The 22983-nt window shown below is 64.1% G+C and carries 33 protein-coding genes; 19 read left to right on the top strand and 14 right to left on the bottom strand.

Annotated elements, in window-relative coordinates; all coding sequences use genetic code 11:
• Position 1 precedes the first annotated feature (1 nt).
• On the top strand, positions 2–934 hold the full coding sequence (gene nadA, locus KR49_RS01400; protein WP_043690984.1) for a quinolinate synthase NadA: 933 nt from the start codon (positions 2–4) through the stop codon (positions 932–934).
• Positions 935–944: 10 nt separating this feature from the next.
• On the opposite strand, the gene KR49_RS01395 is transcribed toward nadA, so the two are convergent.
• Positions 945–1181, bottom strand: a complete 237-nt coding sequence (locus KR49_RS01395) for a hypothetical protein (protein ID WP_043690981.1) — start codon at positions 1179–1181, stop codon at positions 945–947.
• Positions 1182–1249: 68 nt separating this feature from the next.
• On the opposite strand from KR49_RS01395, the gene KR49_RS01390 reads away from it, so the two are divergent.
• Positions 1250–2236, top strand: coding sequence for a ligase-associated DNA damage response exonuclease (locus KR49_RS01390; RefSeq protein WP_043690979.1), 987 nt, complete (start codon positions 1250–1252; stop codon positions 2234–2236).
• A gap of 16 nt (positions 2237–2252) precedes the next feature.
• On the opposite strand, the gene KR49_RS01385 is transcribed toward KR49_RS01390, so the two are convergent.
• Positions 2253–2516 (bottom strand): hypothetical protein, encoded by a 264-nt coding sequence (locus KR49_RS01385; protein WP_043690978.1) that lies wholly within the window; start codon positions 2514–2516, stop codon positions 2253–2255.
• Positions 2517–2711: 195 nt separating this feature from the next.
• On the opposite strand from KR49_RS01385, the gene KR49_RS01380 reads away from it, so the two are divergent.
• Complete coding sequence (locus KR49_RS01380; RefSeq protein ID WP_043690977.1) at positions 2712–3425, top strand: GAF domain-containing protein; 714 nt, start codon at positions 2712–2714, stop codon at positions 3423–3425.
• A 17-nt stretch (positions 3426–3442) separates the two neighbouring features.
• Here KR49_RS01380 and KR49_RS01375 read toward each other — a convergent pair whose 3' ends face one another.
• Positions 3443–4195 carry a YdcF family protein gene (locus KR49_RS01375; RefSeq protein ID WP_043690976.1) on the bottom strand — a complete coding sequence of 251 codons (753 nt, stop codon included), beginning with the start codon at positions 4193–4195 and terminating at the stop codon, positions 3443–3445.
• 52 nt (positions 4196–4247) lie between these two features.
• Between KR49_RS01375 and KR49_RS01370 the strand changes: the two genes are divergently transcribed.
• Positions 4248–5915, top strand: a complete 1668-nt coding sequence (locus KR49_RS01370; RefSeq protein WP_043690974.1) for an ATP-dependent DNA ligase — start codon at positions 4248–4250, stop codon at positions 5913–5915.
• On the opposite strand, the gene KR49_RS01365 is transcribed toward KR49_RS01370, so the two are convergent.
• Positions 5890–7707, bottom strand: a complete 1818-nt coding sequence (locus KR49_RS01365) for an alpha-amylase family glycosyl hydrolase (RefSeq protein WP_043690972.1) — start codon at positions 7705–7707, stop codon at positions 5890–5892. The two genes, KR49_RS01370 and KR49_RS01365, sit on opposite strands and share 26 nt — an antisense overlap.
• A 70-nt stretch (positions 7708–7777) precedes the next feature.
• On the opposite strand from KR49_RS01365, the gene KR49_RS01360 reads away from it, so the two are divergent.
• The 6 genes from KR49_RS01360 (at position 7778) to KR49_RS13155 (ending at position 12899) form a co-directional block, all read left to right on the top strand.
• Complete coding sequence (locus KR49_RS01360; RefSeq protein WP_043690970.1) at positions 7778–10240, top strand: ligase-associated DNA damage response DEXH box helicase; 2463 nt, start codon at positions 7778–7780, stop codon at positions 10238–10240.
• Positions 10241–10299: 59 nt separating this feature from the next.
• Entirely contained in the window at positions 10300–11502 is a 1203-nt protein-coding gene (gene chrA, locus KR49_RS01355; protein WP_052378126.1) for a chromate efflux transporter, read from the top strand.
• 1 nt (position 11503) lies between these two features.
• A complete protein-coding gene (locus tag KR49_RS01350) occupies positions 11504–12040 on the top strand; it encodes a DUF1543 domain-containing protein (protein WP_043690969.1) in 537 nt (178 codons plus the stop codon).
• Between the two features lie 47 nt (positions 12041–12087).
• A complete protein-coding gene (locus KR49_RS01345; protein WP_043690967.1) occupies positions 12088–12387 on the top strand; it encodes a hypothetical protein in 300 nt (99 codons plus the stop codon).
• Positions 12384–12647, top strand: a complete 264-nt coding sequence (locus tag KR49_RS01340) for a hypothetical protein (protein ID WP_043690966.1) — start codon at positions 12384–12386, stop codon at positions 12645–12647. Before KR49_RS01345 ends, KR49_RS01340 begins: the two co-directional genes overlap by 4 nt.
• 153 nt (positions 12648–12800) lie before the next feature.
• Entirely contained in the window at positions 12801–12899 is a 99-nt protein-coding gene (locus tag KR49_RS13155) for an adenylosuccinate lyase (RefSeq protein ID WP_071839758.1), read from the top strand.
• A gap of 3 nt (positions 12900–12902) precedes the next feature.
• On the opposite strand, the gene KR49_RS01335 is transcribed toward KR49_RS13155, so the two are convergent.
• Both KR49_RS01335 and KR49_RS01330 read right to left on the bottom strand, forming a co-directional pair.
• Positions 12903–13229, bottom strand: coding sequence for a molecular chaperone DnaJ (locus KR49_RS01335; protein WP_043690964.1), 327 nt, complete (start codon positions 13227–13229; stop codon positions 12903–12905).
• 136 nt (positions 13230–13365) lie between these two features.
• Positions 13366–13563 carry a hypothetical protein gene (locus tag KR49_RS01330; protein ID WP_043690962.1) on the bottom strand — a complete coding sequence of 66 codons (198 nt, stop codon included), beginning with the start codon at positions 13561–13563 and terminating at the stop codon, positions 13366–13368.
• Positions 13564–13735: 172 nt separating this feature from the next.
• On the opposite strand from KR49_RS01330, the gene KR49_RS01325 reads away from it, so the two are divergent.
• On the top strand, positions 13736–14209 hold the full coding sequence (locus KR49_RS01325; RefSeq protein ID WP_043690961.1) for a DUF427 domain-containing protein: 474 nt from the start codon (positions 13736–13738) through the stop codon (positions 14207–14209).
• Here the strand turns inward: KR49_RS01325 and KR49_RS01320 are convergent, their stop codons facing one another.
• The 3 genes from KR49_RS01320 to KR49_RS01310 are packed head-to-tail and all read right to left on the bottom strand — an operon-like array spanning position 14210 to position 15543.
• Positions 14210–14866: a class I SAM-dependent methyltransferase gene (locus KR49_RS01320; RefSeq protein WP_043690959.1), complete on the bottom strand. Its 657-nt coding sequence runs from the start codon at positions 14864–14866 to the stop codon at positions 14210–14212.
• A gap of 3 nt (positions 14867–14869) precedes the next feature.
• Positions 14870–15091, bottom strand: a complete 222-nt coding sequence (locus tag KR49_RS01315; RefSeq protein ID WP_043690957.1) for a chlorophyll a/b-binding protein — start codon at positions 15089–15091, stop codon at positions 14870–14872.
• Positions 15088–15543: a hypothetical protein gene (locus KR49_RS01310; protein WP_043690955.1), complete on the bottom strand. Its 456-nt coding sequence runs from the start codon at positions 15541–15543 to the stop codon at positions 15088–15090. The genes KR49_RS01315 and KR49_RS01310 overlap by 4 nt, the downstream gene beginning before the upstream one ends.
• Before the next feature lie 24 nt (positions 15544–15567).
• On the opposite strand from KR49_RS01310, the gene KR49_RS01305 reads away from it, so the two are divergent.
• Positions 15568–16104 carry a PAP/fibrillin family protein gene (locus KR49_RS01305; protein WP_043690953.1) on the top strand — a complete coding sequence of 179 codons (537 nt, stop codon included), beginning with the start codon at positions 15568–15570 and terminating at the stop codon, positions 16102–16104.
• A gap of 13 nt (positions 16105–16117) precedes the next feature.
• Here KR49_RS01305 and KR49_RS01300 read toward each other — a convergent pair whose 3' ends face one another.
• The gene (locus tag KR49_RS01300) at positions 16118–16804 is read right to left on the bottom strand and encodes a peroxiredoxin-like family protein (RefSeq protein ID WP_043690952.1); all 687 of its coding nucleotides are present in this window, start codon (positions 16802–16804) and stop codon (positions 16118–16120) included.
• An 85-nt stretch (positions 16805–16889) separates the two neighbouring features.
• Between KR49_RS01300 and KR49_RS01295 the strand changes: the two genes are divergently transcribed.
• Positions 16890–17123: a hypothetical protein gene (locus KR49_RS01295; protein ID WP_043690950.1), complete on the top strand. Its 234-nt coding sequence runs from the start codon at positions 16890–16892 to the stop codon at positions 17121–17123.
• A 208-nt stretch (positions 17124–17331) separates the two neighbouring features.
• Here KR49_RS01295 and KR49_RS01290 read toward each other — a convergent pair whose 3' ends face one another.
• Positions 17332–17535 carry a hypothetical protein gene (locus KR49_RS01290; RefSeq protein WP_156957071.1) on the bottom strand — a complete coding sequence of 68 codons (204 nt, stop codon included), beginning with the start codon at positions 17533–17535 and terminating at the stop codon, positions 17332–17334.
• Between the two features lie 175 nt (positions 17536–17710).
• Here KR49_RS01290 and KR49_RS01285 point away from each other — a divergent pair, with 175 nt between their 5' ends.
• Positions 17711–17890 (top strand): hypothetical protein, encoded by a 180-nt coding sequence (locus KR49_RS01285; RefSeq protein WP_071839757.1) that lies wholly within the window; start codon positions 17711–17713, stop codon positions 17888–17890.
• Between the two features lie 12 nt (positions 17891–17902).
• Here KR49_RS01285 and KR49_RS01280 read toward each other — a convergent pair whose 3' ends face one another.
• Positions 17903–18079 (bottom strand): hypothetical protein, encoded by a 177-nt coding sequence (locus tag KR49_RS01280; RefSeq protein ID WP_371257641.1) that lies wholly within the window; start codon positions 18077–18079, stop codon positions 17903–17905.
• A 23-nt stretch (positions 18080–18102) separates the two neighbouring features.
• Between KR49_RS01280 and KR49_RS01275 the strand changes: the two genes are divergently transcribed.
• From KR49_RS01275 to KR49_RS01260, 4 genes are all read left to right on the top strand, one after another.
• Positions 18103–18588: a hypothetical protein gene (locus KR49_RS01275; RefSeq protein WP_043696431.1), complete on the top strand. Its 486-nt coding sequence runs from the start codon at positions 18103–18105 to the stop codon at positions 18586–18588.
• A 72-nt stretch (positions 18589–18660) separates the two neighbouring features.
• A complete protein-coding gene (locus KR49_RS01270; RefSeq protein ID WP_043690944.1) occupies positions 18661–19170 on the top strand; it encodes a hypothetical protein in 510 nt (169 codons plus the stop codon).
• 16 nt (positions 19171–19186) lie between these two features.
• Positions 19187–19615 (top strand): NUDIX hydrolase, encoded by a 429-nt coding sequence (locus KR49_RS01265; RefSeq protein WP_043690941.1) that lies wholly within the window; start codon positions 19187–19189, stop codon positions 19613–19615.
• Positions 19608–20411 carry an ABC transporter ATP-binding protein gene (locus KR49_RS01260; RefSeq protein WP_043690939.1) on the top strand — a complete coding sequence of 268 codons (804 nt, stop codon included), beginning with the start codon at positions 19608–19610 and terminating at the stop codon, positions 20409–20411. Before KR49_RS01265 ends, KR49_RS01260 begins: the two co-directional genes overlap by 8 nt.
• Here the strand turns inward: KR49_RS01260 and KR49_RS01255 are convergent.
• Together KR49_RS01255 and KR49_RS01250 are read right to left on the bottom strand one after the other, a co-directional pair.
• Positions 20392–20670, bottom strand: coding sequence for a DUF3764 family protein (locus KR49_RS01255; protein WP_043690936.1), 279 nt, complete (start codon positions 20668–20670; stop codon positions 20392–20394). The genes KR49_RS01260 and KR49_RS01255 overlap by 20 nt on opposite strands.
• 16 nt (positions 20671–20686) lie before the next feature.
• Entirely contained in the window at positions 20687–21526 is an 840-nt protein-coding gene (locus KR49_RS01250) for a metal ABC transporter permease (protein WP_043690934.1), read from the bottom strand.
• Positions 21527–21657: 131 nt separating this feature from the next.
• Here KR49_RS01250 and KR49_RS01245 point away from each other — a divergent pair, with 131 nt between their 5' ends.
• Entirely contained in the window at positions 21658–22977 is a 1320-nt protein-coding gene (locus KR49_RS01245; RefSeq protein WP_043690929.1) for a 1-acyl-sn-glycerol-3-phosphate acyltransferase, read from the top strand.
• The last annotated feature ends 6 nt before the right edge of the window (positions 22978–22983 follow it).

The following is a 22983-nucleotide window of genomic DNA, read 5'->3' as shown; positions in this document are numbered from 1 at the left end:
GATGAGCGCTGACGACGCCCTGGTGGCGGCGATCGAACGACTGAAGCGTGATCGCAACGCCATCGTGCTGGCGCACTACTACCAGGAACCCGAGATCCAGGACATCGCCGACTTCATCGGGGATTCCCTGGAACTGTCCCGCAAGGCCGCCAGCACCGACGCCGATGTGATCGTCTTCTGCGGCGTCCATTTCATGGCGGAGACCGCCAAGATCCTGAGTCCCGAGAAAACGGTGGTGCTGCCGGATCTCGATGCAGGCTGCTCCCTGGCCGATGACTGTCCGGCCGATGCATTCGCCGACTTCCGCGCGAAGCATCCCGACCATGTGGTGGTCAGCTACATCAATTGCACCGCGGCGGTGAAGGCCCAGAGCGACCTCATCTGCACCAGCAGCAATGCCGTGGATCTCGTTCAACAGCTGCCCACGGATCGCCCCGTGCTCTTCGCTCCGGACCAGAACCTCGGACGCTGGGTGCAGCGGCAGAGCGGCCGTGAGCTGACGCTCTGGCCGGGACGCTGCATCGTTCATGAGACCTTCAGCGAGGAAGCACTCCTGGAACTGAAGCTCGAACATCCCGATGCGGAGGTGATCGCCCACCCCGAGTGCCAGGAACACCTCCTCGATCTGGCGGATTTCATCGGATCCACCAGCAAGCTGCTGCACCGCACCCAGAGCAGTGCAGCGGAGACCTTCATCGTGCTCACCGAGCCCGGCATCCTGCATCAGATGAAGCAGCGAGCCCCCGGCAAGACGCTGCTCGATGTGCCCGGTGTCGACGGTTGCAGCTGCAACGCCTGCCCCTACATGCGGCTCAACACCCTGCAGAAGCTGCACGACTGTCTTGAGAGCCTGGAACCGGCGATCGAACTGGAGGAGGAGCTGCGTCTGAGAGCCCTCCAGCCGATTCAGAGAATGCTGGAGATGAGCCGCTGAGCCCGAAGGCTCACTTCCTCCGGCAGTACCCGGCTCCGATGTTCATCCAACCGGAAGGGCAGGCATCCCCTTCCGAAGGCTGCACCTCATAGGCGATGGGGGAGACGCAGGTGGTGCCGAGGGTGTTGACATAGCCGAGCGGGCACTGGTCGTGGCCCTGGGCCTTGGGGATCTTCTTCTGTGCGAGAGCGGCGCCGGGCAGCATCAGCGACAGCAGCGTCATCCCGACGAAGAGGCGTCTGTTCATCGATCGCGGTGCTGAGGTCGCGCTCAAGGTAAGGGAACTCCAGACTTCTGCAGTCAAGACGCGACACCTTGATCGAGCGCACCGCGGAAGGGCTCTACTGCCGGGCGGCAGACGCCTGGGTGGATCCCTGGCGACCGGTGCCCCGGGCTCTGATCACCCACGCCCATGCCGACCATGCCCGGGCGGGATGCGGTGAGTACTGGGCGGTGGATGTCAGCGAAGGCGTGCTGCGTCAGCGACTCGGACAGGAGATCTGCCTGCATCCCGTCCGCTACGGGGAACCGATCTGGCTCGGCCAGTGCCGGGTGTCCTTCCACAGTGCCGGACATGTGCTCGGATCCGCTCAGATCCGTCTGGAGTCTGAGGGGGAGGTCTGGGTGGTGAGCGGGGATTACAAGCGTGACGATGATCCGAGCTGCGCACCGTTCGAACCGGTGGCCTGCGACGTGCTGATCACCGAAGCGACCTTCGGCATGCCGATCTACCGCTGGAAGCCCGGATCCGAGCTGGCCACGGAGATCCGCGATTGGTGGCAGGGGGACCGCAGCCGTCCGTCCCTGCTGTTCTGCTACGCATTCGGGAAGGCCCAGCGGCTGCTGGCGGAACTGAAGGCGATCGGTGTCGAGGAGGAGGTGCTGCTGCACGGTGCCGTGGAGACGGTGACACGTCACTACCGCGAGGCGGCAGTCCCGATGACACCGAGCCGACCCGTCAGCGAGATTCCCAGGAACGAGGCTCTGGCCGGTCGTCTCGTGCTCGCCCCGCCGTCAGCCCACCGATCCAGCTGGATGAGGCGGTTCCGCACGCCACAGACCGGCTTCGCCTCAGGCTGGATGGCGGTGCGCGGCGCGCGCCGCAGGCGGGGTTACGAACGCGGATTCGTGCTCAGCGATCACGCGGACTGGCCTGGCCTGATCCGGACGGTGCGCGAATCAGGTGCCAGGAAGGTCTATGTGACCCATGGTCAGAGCGATGTTCTGGCCCGTTACCTGAGGGAGGTGGAAGGGATCGATGCCGAACCGCTGGAGACCCTGTTCGAGGGAGAAAGCGACTGAAGCTGCTCCATCGCGATCAGCTGTCGATCTCGGAGATCCAGCTGGAGATGCGCTGCTGCATGCCCTCATGCAGCGCATCGCCCTTGTCCTGCGCTGAACGCATGAAATCAACGAATTTGGCCTTCAGAGCCTGATTCTTGGCATCGATCGCATCAGCCTGATCGTCGGCGAACAGCTGGGCTGCCTTGATCTTGGTGACGATGGCATCGACCCCACCATCCAGTGAGCCTTTGAGATCGTCGGCGAGCTGCTCGATCTTGTCCTGATTGGAAGATGCCATTGCAATGAAGCGCCCCACTCCTCCTAGCTGTGATGGATCAACGGTGACTGCGATCTCAGCTCCATCACGGCCGATCCGGACCAGGGCAGGCCTGCAACCGAAAATCCTTACAAAGGTTCTCTTAATCTTCACGGATCTTTATAGCTATTGGGCCGGGGTTTGCTTTAGCAAGAAGGTTGAAAAGCGCCACGCTGAATGACCGGTCCTGCGCCAAAACCGGATAACGAGGTGGCGAGGCTGCGCGCGCTGAGTGAATACCGCATTCTTGGCAGCAAACCGGAGGAAAGTTTCGACAACATCACCAGCATGGCGGCCCTCATTTGCCATGCTCCGATTGCTCTGATCTCCATCGTTGATCACGACCGTCAGTGGTTCAAATCCAAGGTCGGTCTGGAGACGGAGGAAACACCGAGAGACTGGTCATTCTGCGCCCACACCATCCTCTCTCCGAAGCCGATGATCGTTGAGGACGCCCTCTTCGATGATCGCTTCAAGGACAATCCCCTGGTGAAGAAAGATCCCCACATCAGGCTCTACGCGGGATTCCCCCTGCAAACAAATAGACATCACCGGATCGGCACGTTGTGTGTGATCGACAGAATGCCGAAATCGCTGACATCAACGCAATACAAAATCATGGAGCGACTGGCAGCCCAGGTCGTCACTCTTCTGGAACTACGCAAACGTTCTCTGTCGTTGCTTGATGAATTCTGCAGGCTGCATCAACAGAAGGGAATGTTGTGTTCATGCAGTTATTGCCGCCAGGTTCGTGACAGCCAGGGCACATGGCATCCGCTCGAGGAGTTCATGATGCGTCACAGCACTCTGAACTTCAGTCACGGCATCTGTGAATCGTGCATGGAAGAGCATTTCCCAGACGTCGCAGCTCAGCAGAAACAGGTGGTCTGATCGCGGAACCAGCGGGATCACCAGGTGCGGTAGACGATCCTCCCGAGAAGTTCCCTCAAGGCCCGCGAGCTGTCATCGAGAGACCTAGCGGTTGGAAGCCACTGCAGTGGATCCGCCCATGGCGACCCCGCCCAGGAACCACGGGCTTGAAAATCCACCGGGAACGGCACCACAGCGATGCCCTGGCGCTCGAACAGGCGCTGAGCTCTGCGCATGTGGAAAGCACTCGTGACGAGCAGCACCCGCCGGCGACCGGAGGGCAGCAGCGCCCGGATCTCCCTGGCCTCCTCTGCCGTGTTCAGCACCGGCCCTGTGGAGGTCATGGCATCAGCCGGAATCCCGAGAGCTCTGGCCTCGCTGAGGTAGAGACTCCCCTCGGGAGCGAGGCCCTTGCGGAACGGGTTCTGCCCCCCGGTGAACAGCAGCCTTGGAGCCCTGCGGGCCCGGAACAGCTCCACACCAGCGAGAAAGCGGTCGGGGTCATGCCACTCCACAACGCGGGAGGGGCCGGGTGCGGCGTGACGTCCTCCGCTGAGCACGACGATCGCGTCAGCCGTCGGGACCGATGGCGCTGAACGGCGTTGCCAGGGCCGTTCCACGCCTCGCCACAACCACTGGGACACCACGCCAGTGCTGAAGACCCAGAGCACCGTGATCGCCGAGATCAGCGGCCATCGCCACCGGGTGAACCCAGCCAGAAGCAACAGCCCGAGACTCAGACCGAGCGGCAGCACCAGCAGGGGCAGCAGCTTCGAAAGCAGAAACACCACGGCAACGGAGGCAGAGCGGCCCCGTCAGGATGGCGGTGACCGCCCGATCGGCATGCAGGCGTTCCAGGTTCTGTTCGACCGGCTGGATCAGGTCACCGGCACCCGAGCCAAGGTGACGGCCCTGGTGAACCATTTCCGGACCGTGCCGCCAGCGGATGCCGCCTGGGCACTCAGCCTGCTGCTGGGAAAACGCCGACGCCGGATGATCACCGGACGGCGCCTGAGAGAGATCCTGCAGGAGCAGAGCGGGATGCCCCAGTGGCTGATCGACGACTGCCACGGCCAGGTGGGCGACTCGGCCGAAACCATCAGCCTGTTGTGGCCGGCGGTGCGGCAGACCCTCGGGGACGAGCAGGCGTTCCGAGGCGAATCACTCGAGACCCGTCCGCTGCACTGGTGGATGGAATCCCTGCTGCCTGAGCTCAGCCGCCAGCAGGATGAGCAACAGGCGGAAGCCGTTCTGAAGCTCTGGTGTCAGGTGCCGGAGCCCCTGCATTTCATCGTCAACAAACTGCTCACCGGTGGCTTCCGGGTCGGCGTGTCCACAGGTCTGATCAGCCGTGCGGTGGCCGAGGCCTTCTCGCTCGATGAAAGCCTGGTGGTGCAGCGCCTGATGGGAGGGTTCGAACCATCGGCACAGGCCTTCTCCCGGCTCACCGCACCGGCCGGCTCGGAGGAGAGTCGCAGCAGTGCCGCCCCCTACCCGTTCTTCCTGGCCAGCCCCCTAGATCCCGAGCGGCTGTCCGGAGAACCCGCGGAGCACTGGTTGCTGGAGTGGAAATGGGATGGCATCCGCGGCCAGCTGATTCATCGCGGCACAGGGGTGTACCTCTGGAGCCGGGGCGAGGAGCTGGTCAACGACAGCTTCCCTGAACTGGTGACGGTGGGCGATGCCTTGCCGGATGGAACCGCACTGGATGGCGAGATCATCTGCTGGAACGAGGGTGCCGCCGCTCCGCTGGGGTTCGACACACTGCAACGACGGCTGGGTCGCAAAACGGTGGGCACCACCCTGAAGCGGGAGTGCCCGATGCGCTTCATCGCCTACGACCTGCTGGAGCTGGACGGTGCGGACATCCGCGATCAGCCGCTGAGGCAACGCCGCCAGCAGCTCTCGGCCGTGCTCGAGCAGGTCAGCCATCCCGAGCGCTGGCGTCTGACCGCCAGCGTCGGCTGGTCCCTGGAGAGCTGGGCCGAGCTGGATGCCGAACGTCAGCGGGCCGTCGCTCAGCGGGCCGAGGGGCTGATGCTGAAACGACTGGACTCCCCTTATCTCACCGGCCGCCGCCGCGGCCACTGGTGGAAGCACAAACTCGAGCCGATGACCCTCGACGCCGTGCTGCTGTACGCCCAGGCCGGCAGCGGTCGGAGAGCCAACCTGTTCACCGACTACACCTTCGGGCTCTGGAATGACGAGGATCCACCGCAGCTGGTGAGCTTCGCCAAGGCCTACTCCGGCCTCGATGATGCGGAGATCCTTGAGCTGGATCGCTGGATCCGCCGCAACACCGTGCAGCGGTTCGGGCCCGCCCGTTCCGTGAACTGCGAACTGGTCTTCGAGATCGGCTTTGAAGGCATCCATCCCTCCAGACGCCACAAGTCAGGGCTGGCTGTTCGTTTTCCGCGGATCCTGCGCTGGCGTCGTGACAAACCGGCCGGGGAAGCCGACCGGCTTGATGCTGCGCTGAACCTGATCAGAGACGGCTCCAGTTCAGGTTGAGCTTCAGGCGGCCCTGCAGCGGCAGGGTGTAGTGGCGATGCAGGACGTTCTCGTAAACAGGAGGACCTCCATCCCCCAGCACCACGGCCTTGTAGCGGATGCTGCGTCCGATGCTGCGGCTGAACGGAACCTCTGCAAACCAGCAATCCCCGTTGATGTACTCCAGCTCCACGGAAGCAGCCAGATCCCACTCCCCCAGTTCCGGACAATCGCCTGTGAGCACGATGCGCTCTCCGGGATGGGTGGCGTAGCCGTTGACGGCCACCTTCAGCACCACCGGGGCTTCAACGGAGTCCCCGACCACGCTGAACACCCGCCGGGCCATCGGTTCCAGGCGGATCTCGTCAATGGAGCCGTTGGTCACCTGAACGGTCTCCCCCGTGAGCAGACAGCGGTGCAGACCATCGGGCAGGTCGCACTGCGGGATGCCCAGGGTGAGCGGTTCGCCCTGGTTGAGCATCACCAGAACGCGGTTGTCCCGATACCGGCGGGAAAACACGTAGGTCGCGGGATTGATCCAGTGCTGCCGGTGGGATCCATAGGCGAGTGCGCGGTTCTCCTGACGCAGCGCCGTGAGAATCCGGATCAGGCCCACCAGGACGCCGTCCACATCCCAGGAGGTCATCATCGGCCGGTTGTAGGGATCGGCTCCACCGTTGGTGCTGTTCACCAGGTACTGCTCGGTGCCGTAGAAGAGACACGGGATCCCGCGCAGCGTCAGCAGCAGCACTGTGGCGAGTTCGAGCCTGCCGTGATCCGGACAGATCGAGAGGAACCGCGGCATGTCGTGATTGTCAAAGAAGGTCACCAGCTCATTCGCCCTGTCGTAGACGGGGTCCTGCCCCAGCAGGTCCTGCACGGCGCAGAACCCACGCTGGGAATTGGTGAAGGCCTCGCGGACCGCATCGCAGAGGCCGAAGTCGAGAATCGACATCCCGGTGTGATTCGCGTACTCCACCGTGCGCGGCTCCTCGGGGTTGCCGAAGCCGTATTCGCCGAAGATGAAGGTGCTGGGCTTGTGCGCCTGGATGTCCGTGACGAATTCCTGCCAGAACCACACCGGCATGTGCTTCACGGTGTCGATGCGAAGGGCATCGAATCCGGCATCCAGCCAGCTGCAGATCGCTGATTTGATGTAACGGCGATAGTCGGGATTCGACTCGTTGAAGGTCGCCAACCCCATCATTTCGAAGTGGATCAGCTGGAACTCGTCGTTCCAGTCCGTGATGCTCGGGTAATGGTGGTAAAAATCATTGACGTCATTGTTGAAATCAGCCAGAGGCTGACCGTCGTCAAGCACCACTCCCTTGCTGCCGTTGATCTCGGGCGAACTGTGGTTGCACACCACATCCAGGATCAACTTGATGCCTCGGGAATGCATGGTGTCCACGAGCCGACGCAGGGTCCTGGAGCGGTGCACACAGGTGTCATCGCCGGCATCGATGAAATGGGGATTGAGTCGTTTGAAGTCACGGGTCCAGTAGCCATGCATCGGGGCGAACTCGTGAAGCTTGTCGTCCACCTGCTCGAACAGGGGAGACAGCCAGAGGGCGGTGACACCGAGGGAGCAGAGGTAATCCGCCTTGGCGATCAGGCCCTCTAGATCTCCCCCCCAGTAGTTGCCCCAGTGCTGATGGGAGGGATCGAACAGACCGGCCCGGCCGACCTCGTCGTTGTCGACCGATCCGCTGAAAAAGCGGTCCACAACGATGAAATAGATGGTCTCCTTGCGGAAGTCCGCCTCCTCGACCACAAGCTGCTGGCTGCTGTCCCGTTGAATGAGCGCGGTCATGGAGCGGGGGCTGTCACTTCCCGTGCACTAGGTGCGGATGGTTAAGACAGCTGCAGAACGGAATCGCGCCGTGAGCCCTGACCCGATCCTGGTGCCGATCCAGTCCTGGTTCGAACGCCGGGGCTGGAGCCCGCTTCCCTTTCAGCAGCGCAGCTGGGCGGCCTATCTCGAGGGCCGCAGCGGTCTGATTCAGGTGCCCACCGGCTCCGGCAAGACCTTCGCCGCCGTGATGGGACCGATCGCCGCAATGCTGGCGGAAACGGGGGAGCATCCGGGCATCCGACTGCTGTACATCACACCCCTGCGCGCGCTCAGCCGTGATCTCGCCCTGGCGATCCGGGAGCCGATCACCGAGATGCGCTGGCCCTTGCGCGTGGGCATCCGCAACGGCGACAGCAGCAGCAGCGAACGTTCGAAACAGCTGAAGTCACCTCCCCAGATCCTGGTCACCACACCGGAATCGCTGACCCTGCTGCTCAGCAACAGCAAAGCGGAGGAGCTGTTCCGCCATCTCGACACGGTGGTGCTCGATGAATGGCACGAACTGATGGGCAGCAAGCGCGGCACGCAGACCGAGCTCTGCCTCAGCTGGCTGCGGCAGCAGCGGCCGTCGTTGCAGACCTGGGCGATCAGCGCCACCATCGGCAACCTCGCTCAGGCCGCCCGCCACGCTCTCGGCACCGACGGCGACCCGGTGATCATCGGGGGAGCACCGGCACGGGTCACGGAGATCCGCAGCCTGCTTCCGGAAACGATCGATGGCTTCCCCTGGGCCGGACATCTCGGGTTGCGGATGTACGAGGACCTGGTGGCGGCGATGAACCCAGGTATCAGCACATTGCTGTTCACCAACACCCGCAACCAGTCGGAACGGTGGTTCCAGTGCCTCAGATTCGCCTGCCCTGAGATGGAGGGAGCCCTGGCTCTGCACCACAGCGCCATCGACCGCAGCGAACGGGAGGCGATCGAAGCGTCGGTGAAAGCCGGCACGATTCGCTGGGTGGTCTGCACCAGCTCCCTGGATCTGGGGGTGGACTTCCAGCCCGTGGAGCAGGTGGTTCAGATCGGCAGCCCCAAGAACCTGGCGCGGCTGCTGCAACGGGCGGGACGCTCCGCACACCTGCCGGGCGGAACTTCCCAGGTGCTGTTCATGCCCACGAATGCTCTGGAGCTGCTCGAACTCAGTGCGGTTCGCCGTGGTCTGGAGGAAGGGCTGGTGGAACAGCGCCGACCGCCGAATGCACCGTTGGACGTTCTGCTGCAGCACCTCACGAGCCTCGCCTGCGGAGCGGGATTCCACCCGGAGGAGACGTTGCGGGCCGTGCGCAGCAGTGCCGCCTTCTCCAACCTGGCTCAGGAGGACTGGGACTGGTGCCTTCGCTTCCTGGAACACGGCGGCGACTGCCTGGCGGCCTATCCCCGCTACCGGAAACTGGAATGGGATGAAGCAGTGCAGCGCTTCCGGGTGCGGGACAGCGCCATCGCACGGCTGCACCGGCTGAACATCGGCACGATCACCGCTGCACCAGCGATCACGGTGCGCTTCGTGCGGGGTGCCGTGCTCGGCCACGTGGAGGAAACCTTCATCGGCCAGCTGAAGCCCAAGGATGTGTTCTTCTTCTCTGGCCGCCAGCTGGAGTTCGTGCGGCTGCGGGACATGACCGCCTACGTGAAGGTGAGCAACCGCAAGAGCCGCACTGTGCCGGCCTGGGCAGGAGGTCAGATGGCGCTCTCGGATCTGCTGACCCACCACCTGCGTCTCGAGGTGGATCGGGCGAGCCGCGGTGAGCTGGACACTCCGGAACTGCAGGCCCTCACACCGCTGTTCGAACGTCAGCAGGATCTCTCGGTTCTCCCCCGCATCGGTCAGCTGCTGATCGAAACCTGCCGCACGCGGGAGGGAACCCATCTCTACGCCTATCCCTTCGAGGGTCGCTTCGTGCATGAAGGCATCGGCTTTCTGTGGGCCTCCCGTCTCACACAGCTGGAGCGAGGCACAATCACCGTCTCCGTGAACGACTACGGCTTCGAGCTGCTGGCACCGAAGACTTACCCGATGGCGGAACTGCTGGAGGACCACAGCGATCTGCTGCTGAACACGGACCATCTGGAACGCGATCTGGAAGCGGCCCTCAACCTCTCGGAACTGCAACGGCGACGCTTCCGTGCCATCGCTCAGGTGGCCGGCCTGATGCATCGAGGCTTTCCAGGATCTGGCAAGAGCACCGGACAGCTGCAGATCAGTGCTTCGCTGCTGTTCGACGTGTTCGAACGCCATGAACCGCAGAACCGTCTGCTGCTGCAGGCGCGCCGTGAAGTGCTCGATGAACAGTTGGAGCTGTCGCGCCTGGAGGCAGCTCTGCAGCGGGCTGCACAGCAGGAATGGCTGCACGTGGCAACGCCGCGGCCCGGCCCCCTGGCCTTCCCGCTGCTGGTGGAGCGGCTCAACAACCGCATGAGCAACGAAACCGTTCTGGAACGCATTCAGAGGATGCAGGAGGAGGCGCTCCGACGGGAGCAATCAGGTGCGTGAGATCACGCTGCTGATCTCAGGACAGATCTAAGTTTCGGGCGGATCGTCACACCGGGCGGATGAGCTCGACGCCATCAGCTGTGCCGGAGAAACAGAACGTGCCCTGGCCTCAGTTCGCCGGACTGTTCCTGCGCATCGGGGTGCTGGGTTTCGGAGGCCCCCAGGCCCACATCGCGATGCTGCGCAACGAGATCGTGGAGATCCGCCAGTGGGTGGATCCTGAGCGCTTCGAGGAAGGCCTCGGCCTCTGTGAAGCCTTGCCGGGGCCGGCCTCCAGTCAGATGGCGATCTACCTGGGATGGCTTCGCCATGGCTGGATCGGCGGACTGGTGAGCGGCACCTGCTTCCTGCTGCCCGGGATGTTGATCGTGCTGCTGCTCAGTGAGCTCTGGCGCAACGGGCAGGCCCTTCCCAGCTTCACGACCGCGCTGCAGACCATCCAACCGGTGGTGGCCGCGATCATCTGGGCCTTCGCCTGGAAACTGATCCGCCGGCGCACCGAGCGGTGGCAGATCCTCACCGCCGCCCTGGTGATGCTGGGGGTTCTGCTCAATACCCTGGGCGACCTGCCGCTTCCCGCCGGTCTGCTGCTGCTGCTGGCGGGTCTGGCCCGGTTGTTCAGCGCCCCGCTGGACCAGTCGAAGGGAGCGGCACTGCTGCTGCCACTGCCCCTGGGTCTGACCGCTGGAGCCGGCAGCGCCGGAACCGGTCTGATGACAGGGCTGTTCAGCGTTTTCTTCAAGACCGGTCTGCTGGTGTTCGGCGGGGGGCTGGTGATCATTCCGCTCCTGCAGCAGCAGGTGGTGGAGCTGGGCTGGCTCAGCCCCGGCGAGTTTCTCGACGGTGTGGCGATCGGACAGATTTCCCCCGGGCCTGTGGTGCTGACCAGCACCTTCGTCGGCTACCAGGCGGGCTGGGATGCCGGAGGCTTCGCAGCGGGCCTGGCCGGCGCGGCGGCTGCCACGATCGGAATCTTCCTGCCCAGCTTCGGCTTCATCCTGCTGGCGACGCCGCTGCTGCAGCGCCTGCGCCGACAGCCACGGGTGCGGATGGTTCTGGAGGGATTGCTGGCAGGCGTTCCGGGAGCGGTGGCCGGGGCGGCGGTGTCGATCAGCGCAACAGCGCTGCAGGTGGGACTGCCCTGGATTCAGCTGCCGTTGTTTGTCGTGAGCCTCTGGCTGAGCGTCAGCGGGCGGATGAAACCACTGCCACTGATCGCCATCGCCCTGATGATCGGCGTGCTGATCGAAGCGCTGGTCTGAGATGGATCTGTTCCTCGTCGTTCTCGGCGGCCGAATCAAGGGATGTCATGTGGAACTTCACGACGTGCGCTGGGTGGTGGGCGACTGCTTTGACGACACCATCCCGGATCTGCGCCGGCAGTGGATCGGTCAGCGCCGGGGGATGCATGTGGACAGCTACCGGCGCATCACCCGTGTGGATGGCCACCGTGTGGAGGTGCTGGAAGAACCGGAGACGGAGGCCCGCAGGAGCGGAACACCGCAACTCTGGTTCGTGAATCTGGGCGCCTATGACCCGAACGACATGGCGGAACGCCATCGCTTCGGGCTGCTGGTGGCCACCTCATCCCAGGCCGCCAAGGCCAGGGCGAAACGGCTGTGGCTGAGGGAATACGACCAGGTGCACAAGGATGATCTGCACTGTCTGGCACCACCGGAGGAGCTGGATGATCTGCTGCCGATCGAAGGGAACGGACGCTGGCGGCTGCAGCTGACCCCGCTGGATCACGGCGAGGACCCTCCGGAGACACCGGACTGGTATGGCTATCGGGTGCTTTAGCGCCACATCACCCCTACGGTTGCCTCGACATTCACGCTCGCGGCGACATGCTGACCTGGCTCGTGCCCGTCCTCGCCGCAGCCGGCGGTGCTGCCGCCGCGGCCGTGATCGGCTCCCGTCAGAACAGACATCTGCGTCGCCGCATTGATTTTCTGGTCAGCGCCTCCGCGTTCACGGTTCTGCGCCTGGAGCCCGCGGCCCGCGCGCAGGAGCTGCAGGGCATGAAGGAGCTGTTCGAGCAGGCCGCCGGCAACCGCAGCCTGTCGCGGGGCAAGCGGGCCAATGCCGCCCTGGTGAAACAGGTTCATGACCTCGTTCTCTCCCGTGAGGCCGAGGCCGACAGATGAGCTCACCGACACCACCGCTGCCGGATCACGATCGGGAGGAGTGGAGAGACTTCCTGCTCCAGGAAGTGGTCACGTATCTGGGAGACCACAAGGAGGAGATCATCGGTCGCTATCAGGAGCAGAGCCGCGGACGTCTGTCACGGGACCAGATCGAAGCGCAGGGGCTGCTCGACTTCGACGTCTCGATCACGCTTCACAGGGATCGACCATCCAGCTTCGGGCTCGGCCAGGGCTTTTTCAAGATCAACCTGATCCGCTGAGGCGCCTGGCTTTTCGGTGGTACGTTCGATCCGGACACAACTGGAAATGGACACCCAGCAGATCATCACCATCGGCACGCCGTTCCTCGTCTTCGGCGCCTTGTTCGTGGTTCTGGTTCTGATCTGGGAGAAGTGACGCCGACCGTCGTCGCGCTGTTCTGGACCCCGTATGCCGACTGGATCTACACGGTGGTGAGCCTCAGCGGACTGCTGCTGATCTGCTGGCTGGTGATCGGGCGCAGCAACGGCTGATCCTCAGCCCGGGATCGCTTCCATCTCAGGTTCGAGCAGAACGTCGCGAGCGTTGTTGAATCGGGTCATCATCTCCGGATCTCCGCCCTTGTCGGGGTGGTGCTGCACCGCGAGCAGCTTGTGAGCACGCTTCACCTGCTGCTCGGTGAGACGACCGGTGAGCGGCAGACCGAGGCTTTGACGGGCCTTGATCGCATCAATGTCGGGATCGCGGCCCATCGGGCACTGCTCACGCCGGTGATTCGACTTGCCGGGTTTTCGCTTGCCGCCGCTGCCACGCTTGCCGCTGCCGCCGCCGTCACTGCCACCGAACCCCGTCGTCTTCGCCACCGTGAACGTCAGTACAAGGGCGTCACAATGACTGATCGCGGGCTCGGTCTCAAGTGATCTGGGTGACGCTCAGGTCTCCAGAACCACCGGACGGGCTGATCAAGCGAGCCGTGTGAGCCCGCCTGATCGCAGTGACTCAGGCGAAAGAAGGGGGATTGATCAATGCACACTGCGGAGTGCTGATCAGGTCGTAGCCGCTGCGGATGCGACTCGCACGGGGATCGAGAACGGTGCTCAGACGCTGGCCTTCCGAAGTGGCTTCCAGAACGATCTGCTGACCGATGAGAACGATCCGGAACGTCCAGGGGAGCAGGCCGGGAAGGGTGAATGTCATGCCGGACCTGTCGGTATCCGAAAGATGCCCCACTATTGGCACATGTCCAGCCTTGAAATGGGAACGATTCGGTTAAGCCGGGGAGAGTCTTAATAATCCCTTCAGAATAAAAACCTCTGCGACAGAGAATTGCTCACCAGCATCAATTTCATCGCGTCTTTATCACGAAATCATGACCGTGGAACGGGTCAGCAGCTACCCAAGACCCCCTCGCCTCGAGCCCAGCCATGAGCACATCCTGGTGAAGGCTCTGGGGCAGACCCTGGTGGAAACGACCCGCAGCCTGCGGGTGCTCGAGACCTTTCATCCACCGACCTACTACCTGCCGCCGGAGGCGATGCGATCGGATCTGATCCAACCGGTGGGCGGACGACCATCGTTCTGCGAATGGAAGGGGGTCGCCAGCTACTTCGATGTCGTCGTTGCAGACCGACGTCTGGCCCGAGCGGTCTGGACCTATCCGAGTCCATCGGAGCGATTCCGCGAGCTGGCCGGCTGGTTCGCCCTCTATCCACAGATGATGGATGGGTGCTGGGTTGAGGGAGAACGGGTCATCCCGCAACAGGGGGGGTTCTACGGAGGCTGGATCACCTCCCGGGTGGAGGGACCCTTCAAAGGGGATCCGAACCACCCTGAGTTGATCTGATCAGCCCAGAGCCTTGTTGGCCACCACCGCAAAGAACGGATCGCCCTTGCCTCCGAGCAGACCCATCACGCCCTGCCCACGGGTCTGTTCGGCGATGATCTCGGGCTTCGGCCATCCCTGGGCCATCAGCACGGTGGCGACGTAGGAGAGGTGATCGCGGTCGTCACCATCGGTCCAGATCTGGGGTGCCTTGCTGAAGAACATCCGGTTGCTGAAGGCACAGATCAGCACCCCATTCGGCCGGGTCACTCGAAGAAGCTCAGCGGCGATGGCCTCCGGCTGCTGCAGATACTGCCAGCCCGCCACGATCAGGGTGACGTCAACACTGGCATCCTCAAGCGGCAGCACCTGATCGCGGTTGAGGTTCTGGACCCAATGGCGGTCGAGCCGTGGATTCGCCGCCAGCTCCTCGTCATTGAGACCGTGACCGATCACCTCGTCGTAGGCGATCTCCTCAGGCAGGTGGCTGACCCAGCTGCTCATCAGATCCAGCACCACGGCGCAGGGGGGGATCCGCTCCCGGTAGAGCTGCGTCAGGGTCGCCCGGAAGCCGGCATCCAGGTGATGCACGAAGCGGGGCTCGCTGTAGAAGAGAGCATCGTCACTGCCATCCAGCTTGTAGCGCTGGGACTCTTCAAGAACGCGGACGGCGGGCATCGCTCAGCCCAGCTCCAGGTACCAGCGCACCACCGCCGTCAGCTGACCGACGATGCCGTGTCCGCTGATCAGTTCCCCGACCACAGCGGCCGTGAAACCGATCATCGCGGCTCTGCCGTTGAGACGTTCGACCGAAGCCAGGGCCGTTGTGTTCCACGGGCGGGAGGTGGTGAGGGATTCCCCGAATCGCTCCGGTTGCTCGTACAGAAAGGCCGGGCGGGTCATGACTGCCTGCAGATCCAGCGGACCTTAACGGCCGTGTCGGGTCGACCGGGGTAGGGGCCCCACTCACCGGATTCATTCCGGCGTTCCATCACGCCCAGATCACAGCGGGCGCGCATCGGGATCGATCGCACGGTCCAGGCTCGCTCTCCGGCCCGCCGCAGCATCACAGCCGCCTCGAAGGTGACCACATCTCCGGAGCGGCTGGGATTGCTCAGATACTCCCCGGCCTCGAGGCGATCCGTGCCCATCGAGTCCATGTACACCCAGTCCGCAGCAGGAAGGCGTCCGGAGGCGAGCAGACGATCACGGCGGATCCTCCAGGCCTCCGGCTCCGCAGCCGGCGCCCAGGCCTCCGATGCCAGCAACGGATGAGGGGCCGTCAAAGGAGTCGTCAGCAGGGCCAGCAGAAGGCCACACAGACGACGGCGGATCGGACGCGGACCGGACAGCATGGCGGCACCTGAACTGCAGGGACGGTGACACAGACGCGGAACACACTGCTGGAGCGGCTGCGCCACGACCCTTCCGCCAAGGATCTGCCCCAGCTGGTGGAGCGGTTGGAACAGGAGCAGCCGGCGGACCTGCCCCTTGACGCTGATCTGCTGAGCGGGGTCTGGGAGCTGCGCTGGAGCAGCTCGACGCAACCCTGGCTGAAACAGGCTCCCTGGCTGGACAACCTGCAGGCCCTGGATCCGGAGAATGGGCGCGGCTGCAACCTGCTGCGGCTGAGAGGTGCTCTGGGGGTTCTCGCCGGCATCAGCGTTCAGGCCGATCTGAAACAGCTGGAGGGATGTCGTGTGGAGGTCCGCTTCCGCCGCGGAGGCTGGGTGGGACCGCAGCTGCCCGGTGGAGGACGCCTGCAACTGCTGCGGGATGTGCAGCAGAGCTTCCCGGCCTGGCTCGACATCACCGTGCTGGATCAGCAGCTGCGCATCTGCCGCGGCAATGCCGGCACCACGTTCGCCCTGCTGCGTCGAGACGATCTGTCCCTGAACGACCTGTTCGACACCTGACGGTGAGGATCGTTCAGACCGCCAGATAGGGATCCAGAAACTGGAGCGGACGATTCATCGTTTCGGAGAACCCGAGGATGCCGCGATCGCGATGCTCGTAGAGCAGGGAATCGTCCTCTTCGAGCAGAAAGGTGCCGCCGCGCTGACACATCCAGCGATCGTCCGGCACATATCGGCGCCAGCGACCCAGCACCTCGATCATGTTGTTCAACCGCACCGTGGCCAGTTCGAACGGTCTCTGGAACCCGTCGCCCCCAGCAAGCCGGAACAGGGGGCTGTCAAACCGCTGCGCTGCCGAGCGATCGCCGCTGTAACCACGGAACACCTCGGCGAGGGTCCCAGGGGAGCCGAACCCGGCGCACATCAGCAGCAGATCAGGCCAGGCACCTGCCCCGGTGGCGAGTCCTTCGTACAGACCACAGGCGCGGTGCAGCTGCGCATCGCTCTCCACCTGCAGCCGATCGCGGGGAAAGCCGGTGAAGGTCGCAAAACGCTCGGCTCCAGCAGAATCCCCGATGCCGATGGCCAGCAGGCGGATGCCGGCCCGATCCAGAGAAGGAAGTGCCGGCACCAACGCCTGGGCGTACTCCAGGGAGTCGAAATCCCCGAGCTGACTGAACAGCAGCACCAGTCGCCGGCAACCCCGCTGCATTCCGGGGATTTCAGCGAGACGGTCCAGCAGGGGCTGAGGTGGGGTCATGAAGGGGTGGCGTCAACGGCAGGTTGACATCGATCGGTGATCAGGCGAATTGGCCAGACTCCTCCCATCGGGAACTGCCTGAGGAATGACGTTCGCAATTTCAGTCGGCGAAGACTCGCGGCAGTACCGCCAGGTGGGCGACTACGAGGATCTCGACGAAGCGATGGAAGCCTTCAATGAGCTGATCAACCGACGGAACTGGAGCGAGAGCGATTTGGTGGTGGCGTTGAGTGATCGTCGCTCCGGAAAACGGTTGGCTCAGTACGGACTGCAGGATTTCAACTATGAACAGCACGGATCACCAGAGCTTGAAGGTTGAAGCTTGAGGAGGCCAGTCGTGCAACATCTGGAAGAGACCGACCAGCACGGAAACCTCCCGAAGAAAATCTGGAGGTGGCATCACCTCCAGACCGCGACGCAACCAAGGTCTTCTTCCTGTTGAGACCTCGGTGAACGCAGTGAACCCCTGGGAGTGATGCTGTCGATACCCCCAAATGGGGTGCTGAATCACTCCGGGATTCGATGGATCAGGCCACCTCCCTGGTCTCTGGGTCTTCTGCTTGGGAGCGAAGGAAGCGTTTCATCTGGGCCGACTCGTAACCGGTCAGCGCGACATCGTTCTGGACGTCGCAGACGTCGGTTTCAGCCAGGACTGGATCAACCGAGCAGAGACGTTTCATCAGCTCCTGATGGTCGTGCTCAGACAGGGAGCCATCCGCAGACCACTTCAAGCAGGTTCGACCGGTGAACGTTTGATGAAAAGCCGACGGGGCCATTGCTGCCTCCTGCCTTGATGGGACCAACCTCCCAACAGGACGAAACGGATCGATACCCCCAAACAGGTGCAATTGCTATCGGTTGGATCTGAACCAACAAGCTCCGCTTCCCTCGGTGTTCAATGGCTTCATGACCAACAGCACCCCGAATCTCGTTGCTTGGATGGCCGAGTACCAGAGGTATCTGGACTTGGTCGACGCAGGGGCTGCGGAAGACGCTGCCGCTCTCAGGCTGGAAATCGAGGAGGGGTTGAAATGGGTGGAGTTGAGCTGGGCTGACCTGGAATTTGCGGTTGGTCAGAAGAGCTGAGGCTCAGCCCGTTCACGCGTCGTCGTTGGGTCCGTCCTCTTCACCTGCGGAACGACGGCGTTCCACCTGAACGAACACGAGCCAGGCGAGGCTGGCCAGACCACCGCCGACCCAGTCGCTGCGCAGCAGTTCAACGATCGCAATCGTGCTGGATCCGATCCGGAGGCCACGCAGGAGAAATGTCGTCAAAGATGGCAGGGCTGCGTCTGCCCATGATCCCAACCGACAGCCTTCCCAGCGGCGAGGATCTGCTGGCTCTCGAGCGGCAGTGCCGCCGCAGCGGCAGCGGCATCACCATGGCCTCCCTGATCGGGACCTGGCGGCTCAGGGCCACATGGAGCCGTGACGGAACCCCGGCTCCGGCAGCCTCCGCGGCCCTGCTCAGAGGACTCGGCGCCTGCCTGATCCTCAGCGGAGAGGAGACGGACGGAGCCCTGCGGATCGCCAATCAGGTGAATCTCGGTTCGCTGCGTCTTCGCTTCGATGGAGAAGCCGAACTCACAGGTCGACGGCCGCTGCTGATGTTCAGCTTCAGGAGCGTTCGCCTCAGCCTTGGCACGCTGACGCTGTTCGAGCGGGGCCTGCCGCAGCCCGACGCCCGACGCATGCCGTTCTTCGCGCTGATCGGTCTGGATCGGGAACAGGGTCGGCTCAGCGCCAGAGGACGCGGCGGCGGACTGGCCCTCTGGATGCGCTAGGCGAGACAGACGGGACCAGGGACTTGCACCCGATCCGACGAGGGGATGTGATGACCGCAGCGCCTGTTCCCCATGACGACATCCAACCGTCGCGACGAGCTGCTGCTGGCCTACCGCTGGCCCGCAGCCATCGTGGTCTCCAGCATCGTGCTCGCGGCGGCAGCGGTGGTGCTCGCCTGGACCGCGGTCCGTCTGCTGAGGAATCCGATCCCAGTGCGCATCGAGGGCGGACTGGATGTGGAACGTCTGGTGATGCCCGCGGCCATCACGATCCGCACCGAAGACCCGCTGCCCGTGACAGGCACGGTCGGCGTGAAGGATCAGGTCGAGATCAGCGGCCAGGCGCCGCTGGCGATCAAGGGCCCGATCACCGTTCGGAGCATCGAGGCCCCGGTGAAGGTCGGTGGTGCGGTGACAGCCCGGGTGGATGCCATCGAACAACCCATCAGCGTGACCGCCAGGGACAGCTTCCCCGTGACCGGAACGGTGAAGGTGGACGACACGGTCCGCATCGGGGGGTCGGTGAAAGTGGAGGGCAAGGTCGGCGCCGACGTTCACCCGAAGCTGCTGCCCATCAAATGATTCGGCAGACCGTTCGATGACCTACTCCGTCGCCCTGGCGATGCTGCAACGCGACGGCTGCTGGCTGCTGCAGCTGCGCGATGACATCGACACGATCATCTACCCGGGCCACTGGGGTCTGTTCGGCGGACACGTCGAAGCGGGAGAGGCCCCGGAGCAGGCGGTGCTGCGCGAACTGGAGGAGGAGATCGGCTGGAGACCGGAGACGGCCCTGCCGCTCTGGTTCAGCCACGACAACGGCAGCCGCATCGCCCACGTGTTCCGAGGAGACCTGACCGATCCGATCGAACGTCTGCATCTGCAGGAGGGGCAGGACCTGAAGCTGACATCGATGGAGGAACTGAGCAGCGGCCACGTCTGGAGCGATCATTGCGGCGAGACGCGGCCGATCGCTCCTGGCCTCCGGGTGGTGATCGACCGGCTGCTGGCGGAAGCCGATGGCTGAGGTGTGGTTCGAAGCCCGGCAGGTGGAGGCCTGGCTGAGCGGCCGGCCCGTGATCCATCAGCTCAATCTGACCCTTGCACTGGGGCAGTCGACAACGGTGCTGGGACCCAACGGGGCCGGCAAAAGCACGTTGGTGAAACTGATCGAGCGCAGCCTCCATCCGATCGTGCAGGCTGACGCCCACCTGAAGCTGTTCGGCAGCGAGACGGTGAATCTCTGGCAGCTGCGAAGCCGGCTCGGGGTGGTGACCACGGAGCTGGAAACGCGTTTTCCCCCAGGGATCGAAGCCCGTGATGTGGTGCTCAGCGGCCTGTTCGGCTCGATGCGTCTCGGCCGGGATCAGACGCCCACTCCCAACCAACGCCGCCATGGCGATGCCCTGCTGCACCAGCTGGGTCTGGAGACCATCGCAGAGCAGCGCTTCGGGCAGCTGTCCGATGGCCAGCGACGACGGCTGATGATCGCCCGCGCCCTCGTGCACTCGCCCGAGGTTCTGGTGCTCGATGAACCGAGCCGTGCCCTTGATCTGAAGGCCGCCCATCAGCTGCTGCAGACCCTGCGGCAGCTGTGCCGCAACGGCACGACGGTGGTGCAGGTGACGCATCGCATCGACACCATCGTTCCTGAAATGCAGCGGGTGCTGTTTCTGGATGGTGGAACTGTGGTGGGGGATGGATCACCGGCAGAGATGCTCACCGCCGAGCGGCTGAGCGCTCTGTTCGACACCGATCTCACCGTGGTTGAGGCCAACGGCTACCGGCAGGTGCTGCCGGCCTTCAGGCCAGCCAGCGGGTGATCACGGTGCCGTCGTAGACGTGTCCGGAGGCTTCCACCACAGGCTTGGTCTCCGGGTTGATGAACACATCGTGGAGGACGTTCTCAGGCCCCTGGAACATCACGGTGGCCCGCGTCGGATCGTCCTTGCAGACACCGATGTAGAAGGTGCTGACGCCCATCTGAGCGAACATCGCCTGCTGCTCCGGGGCGTTCATGTGATCGCGGTACTCCTCGAAGCTGTTGCTGAGCCTGAAATCCAGAACAGTGGTCTCGGTCATGGATGCGAACCGCGGATCAGGGGCTGAGGTTGGAGTGACTCCTCAGCACACCGTGGCGGGGGGCCAGCAGAAAGGCCAGCAGGAACTGGGCCGTCTGCACCAGCACGATGCAACCGGCTGTGGAGCTGTCGCTCCAGTAGCTGATGAACACCCCCAGCACACTGGAGAGCACGCTGCTGAGCACCGCCAGCAGGGTCATCCGATCGAAGCGATCCGTGAGCAGGTAAGCCGTGGCCCCGGGGGTCACCAGCATCGCCACCACCAGGATGATGCCGACGGTCTGCAGACCGGCGACGGCAGCCAGCGACAGCAGCCCCAGCAGCATGTAGTGGAGCAGTCCGGTGTTGATGCCGATCGAGCGGGCGTGGGTGGGATCGAAGCAGAACAGCATCAGATCGCGCCGGAACAGCAGCAGCAGCGACACCACCAGAGCGGAGATGAGCAGGGTCTGCTGCAGGTCGGCCGAGGAGATGCCCAGAACGTTGCCGAACAGGATGTGGGTGAGGTCGATGTTGCTGCGGGTCTTCGACACCAGCACCAGCCCGAGGGCGAAGAAACCGGTGAACACCAGACCGATCACCGTGTCCTCCTTCACGCGCGATTTCTGCTTGACGAAGCCGATGGCAGCCACCGAGCCGACGCCGAAGACGAAGGCACCGAGGGAGAACGGCAGGCCGAGGGCATAGGCCACCACCACGCCGGGAAGCACCGCATGGGAAACGGCGTCGCCCATCAGCGCCCAGCCCTTGAGCGTCATGTAGCAGGAGAGCAGACCGCAGACTCCTCCCACCAGGGCACTGACCAGCAGCGCCCGCACCATGAAGGCATGACTGAGGGGGTCCAGCAGGAACGACATCACCGCCGCATCGGGCCGCAGACCTCAGTCTTTCAGTCCGGTCGACCGGGCAGGTCCAGGTGCGGGTCCGTCCCGGGGAGGGACCTGATTCCCCAGCAGCCGATCAGGCTCGGGTGGTCTGCCTCTGACGCGTGCCGCACGCATCGATCCAGTCCGCCAGACCAGCCCTGAGGCGTCTGCCGACCCGGGCAAGCCGCACGGTGCAGGGCGTGTTGCGTCGTCTGCTGCCTTGGGTGTTCGCCAGTCAGCGGCTGCAACTGGACCATGGCAATGCCGACGAGGGGCTGGCGCGGGAATTCGCCGCCCAGCAGCAGGGGGAGCGAACCCTTCTGCTCGCCTTCCGGCATCCCAGCCCGCGGGATCCGCTGGTGCTGGCGGATCTGTTCTGGACGCGGGTGCCTGAGGCTGCGCGCCGGCTTGGACTGACACTGCCGCGCCCGATCGAACTGCGGTTCCTCTACGACCGCGGCATCCCGCTCTGGGCCGGACCGTTGATCGGTTGGCTGCTGCAGCGGTGCGGCGGCATCGCGATCCACCGGGGACGGCTCGACCGACCTGCACTGAAACAGGCCCGCGATGCTCTGGCCCAGGGTCGCCACGCCCTGGTGGTGGCCCCTGAAGGAGCGACCAACAACCTCTCCGGCGAGATGGCTCCCCTCGAACCGGGGGTGGCCCAGCTGGCCTTCTGGGCAGCGGAAGACATGGATGAAGCGGACGATCCCCGTCCGCTTCATGTGATTCCTGTCGGCATCCGCTACAGCTGGCGTCGACCGGACTGGGCGGCTCTGGAAGCGCGGCTGACCGCACTCGAGCAGCACCTCGGGCTGAGCCCGGAGGATCAGGGGAACCGCCGGGAACGGCTTCTGCGCATCGGCGCGGAGCTGATCGAGGCCCTCGAACAGCTGGAACGGCTGCGTCCGGAGCAGGATCAACCGTTGACCCAGCGGATCGAGGCCTACCGACTGCATGGACTTCGCAAGGCTGAAAGCCATTTCGGACTGCGGGCCAGCGGCACATTGCAGGAGCGCTGCCGCCGCATCGAACAGGCGGCCTGGGACCGCATCTACCGCGAGAACCTCGATCAGCTGCCACCGCTCGAGCGCAGCCTGGCGGACTGGGAGGCGCGAGAAGCGGATCAGCAGCTGACGCGCATGCGCCTGGTGGAGCACTTCACCAGCGTCAGCGGTCACTACGTGAGCGATCAACCGGACTTCGACCGCTTCGCCGAGATGGTGCTGCTGGTGGAGGAGGCGATCGGATGGATCGAGGCCAGCCCCTGGAACGGCAAGCCTTCCCTCGGTCCGCAGCGGGTCGAACTGAGTCTCGGAGAGGCGCTCGCCGTGCAACCACGGGTGGCCGACTACCGCAGCAACCGCCGCCGGGCCGTGCAGCAGCTCACCAACGATCTCGAGCAGGCACTCACGGAGCTGATGCGAGCCAGACTGGAGTGAGCACCG

It is taken from the genome of Synechococcus sp. KORDI-49 (genome assembly GCF_000737575.1).
Lineage (GTDB): Bacteria > Cyanobacteriota > Cyanobacteriia > PCC-6307 > Cyanobiaceae > Parasynechococcus.
This window is presented reverse-complemented; position numbering and strand designations above follow the sequence as displayed.

Bases quoted from the DNA above. Each gene is read 5' to 3' on its own strand.
- nadA (WP_043690984.1), top strand. From the start codon at position 2: ATGAGCGCTGACGACGCCCTGGTGGCGGCGATCGAACGACTGAAGCGT.
- KR49_RS01395 (WP_043690981.1), bottom strand. From the start codon at position 1,181: ATGAACAGACGCCTCTTCGTCGGGATGACGCTGCTGTCGCTGATGCTG.
- KR49_RS01385 (WP_043690978.1), bottom strand. From the start codon at position 2,516: ATGGCATCTTCCAATCAGGACAAGATCGAGCAGCTCGCCGACGATCTC.
- KR49_RS01380 (WP_043690977.1), top strand. From the start codon at position 2,712: ATGACCGGTCCTGCGCCAAAACCGGATAACGAGGTGGCGAGGCTGCGC.
- KR49_RS01370 (WP_043690974.1), top strand. From the start codon at position 4,248: ATGCAGGCGTTCCAGGTTCTGTTCGACCGGCTGGATCAGGTCACCGGC.
- KR49_RS01365 (WP_043690972.1), bottom strand. From the start codon at position 7,707: ATGACCGCGCTCATTCAACGGGACAGCAGCCAGCAGCTTGTGGTCGAG.
- chrA (WP_052378126.1), top strand. From the start codon at position 10,300: ATGAGCTCGACGCCATCAGCTGTGCCGGAGAAACAGAACGTGCCCTGG.
- KR49_RS01350 (WP_043690969.1), top strand. From the start codon at position 11,504: ATGGATCTGTTCCTCGTCGTTCTCGGCGGCCGAATCAAGGGATGTCAT.
- KR49_RS01345 (WP_043690967.1), top strand. From the start codon at position 12,088: ATGCTGACCTGGCTCGTGCCCGTCCTCGCCGCAGCCGGCGGTGCTGCC.
- KR49_RS01340 (WP_043690966.1), top strand. From the start codon at position 12,384: ATGAGCTCACCGACACCACCGCTGCCGGATCACGATCGGGAGGAGTGG.
- KR49_RS01330 (WP_043690962.1), bottom strand. From the start codon at position 13,563: ATGACATTCACCCTTCCCGGCCTGCTCCCCTGGACGTTCCGGATCGTT.
- KR49_RS01325 (WP_043690961.1), top strand. From the start codon at position 13,736: ATGACCGTGGAACGGGTCAGCAGCTACCCAAGACCCCCTCGCCTCGAG.
- KR49_RS01320 (WP_043690959.1), bottom strand. From the start codon at position 14,866: ATGCCCGCCGTCCGCGTTCTTGAAGAGTCCCAGCGCTACAAGCTGGAT.
- KR49_RS01315 (WP_043690957.1), bottom strand. From the start codon at position 15,091: ATGACCCGCCCGGCCTTTCTGTACGAGCAACCGGAGCGATTCGGGGAA.
- KR49_RS01310 (WP_043690955.1), bottom strand. From the start codon at position 15,543: ATGCTGTCCGGTCCGCGTCCGATCCGCCGTCGTCTGTGTGGCCTTCTG.
- KR49_RS01300 (WP_043690952.1), bottom strand. From the start codon at position 16,804: ATGACCCCACCTCAGCCCCTGCTGGACCGTCTCGCTGAAATCCCCGGA.
- KR49_RS01295 (WP_043690950.1), top strand. From the start codon at position 16,890: ATGACGTTCGCAATTTCAGTCGGCGAAGACTCGCGGCAGTACCGCCAG.
- KR49_RS01285 (WP_071839757.1), top strand. From the start codon at position 17,711: ATGACCAACAGCACCCCGAATCTCGTTGCTTGGATGGCCGAGTACCAG.
- KR49_RS01275 (WP_043696431.1), top strand. From the start codon at position 18,103: ATGATCCCAACCGACAGCCTTCCCAGCGGCGAGGATCTGCTGGCTCTC.
- KR49_RS01270 (WP_043690944.1), top strand. From the start codon at position 18,661: ATGACGACATCCAACCGTCGCGACGAGCTGCTGCTGGCCTACCGCTGG.
- KR49_RS01265 (WP_043690941.1), top strand. From the start codon at position 19,187: ATGACCTACTCCGTCGCCCTGGCGATGCTGCAACGCGACGGCTGCTGG.
- KR49_RS01260 (WP_043690939.1), top strand. From the start codon at position 19,608: ATGGCTGAGGTGTGGTTCGAAGCCCGGCAGGTGGAGGCCTGGCTGAGC.
- KR49_RS01255 (WP_043690936.1), bottom strand. From the start codon at position 20,670: ATGACCGAGACCACTGTTCTGGATTTCAGGCTCAGCAACAGCTTCGAG.
- KR49_RS01250 (WP_043690934.1), bottom strand. From the start codon at position 21,526: ATGTCGTTCCTGCTGGACCCCCTCAGTCATGCCTTCATGGTGCGGGCG.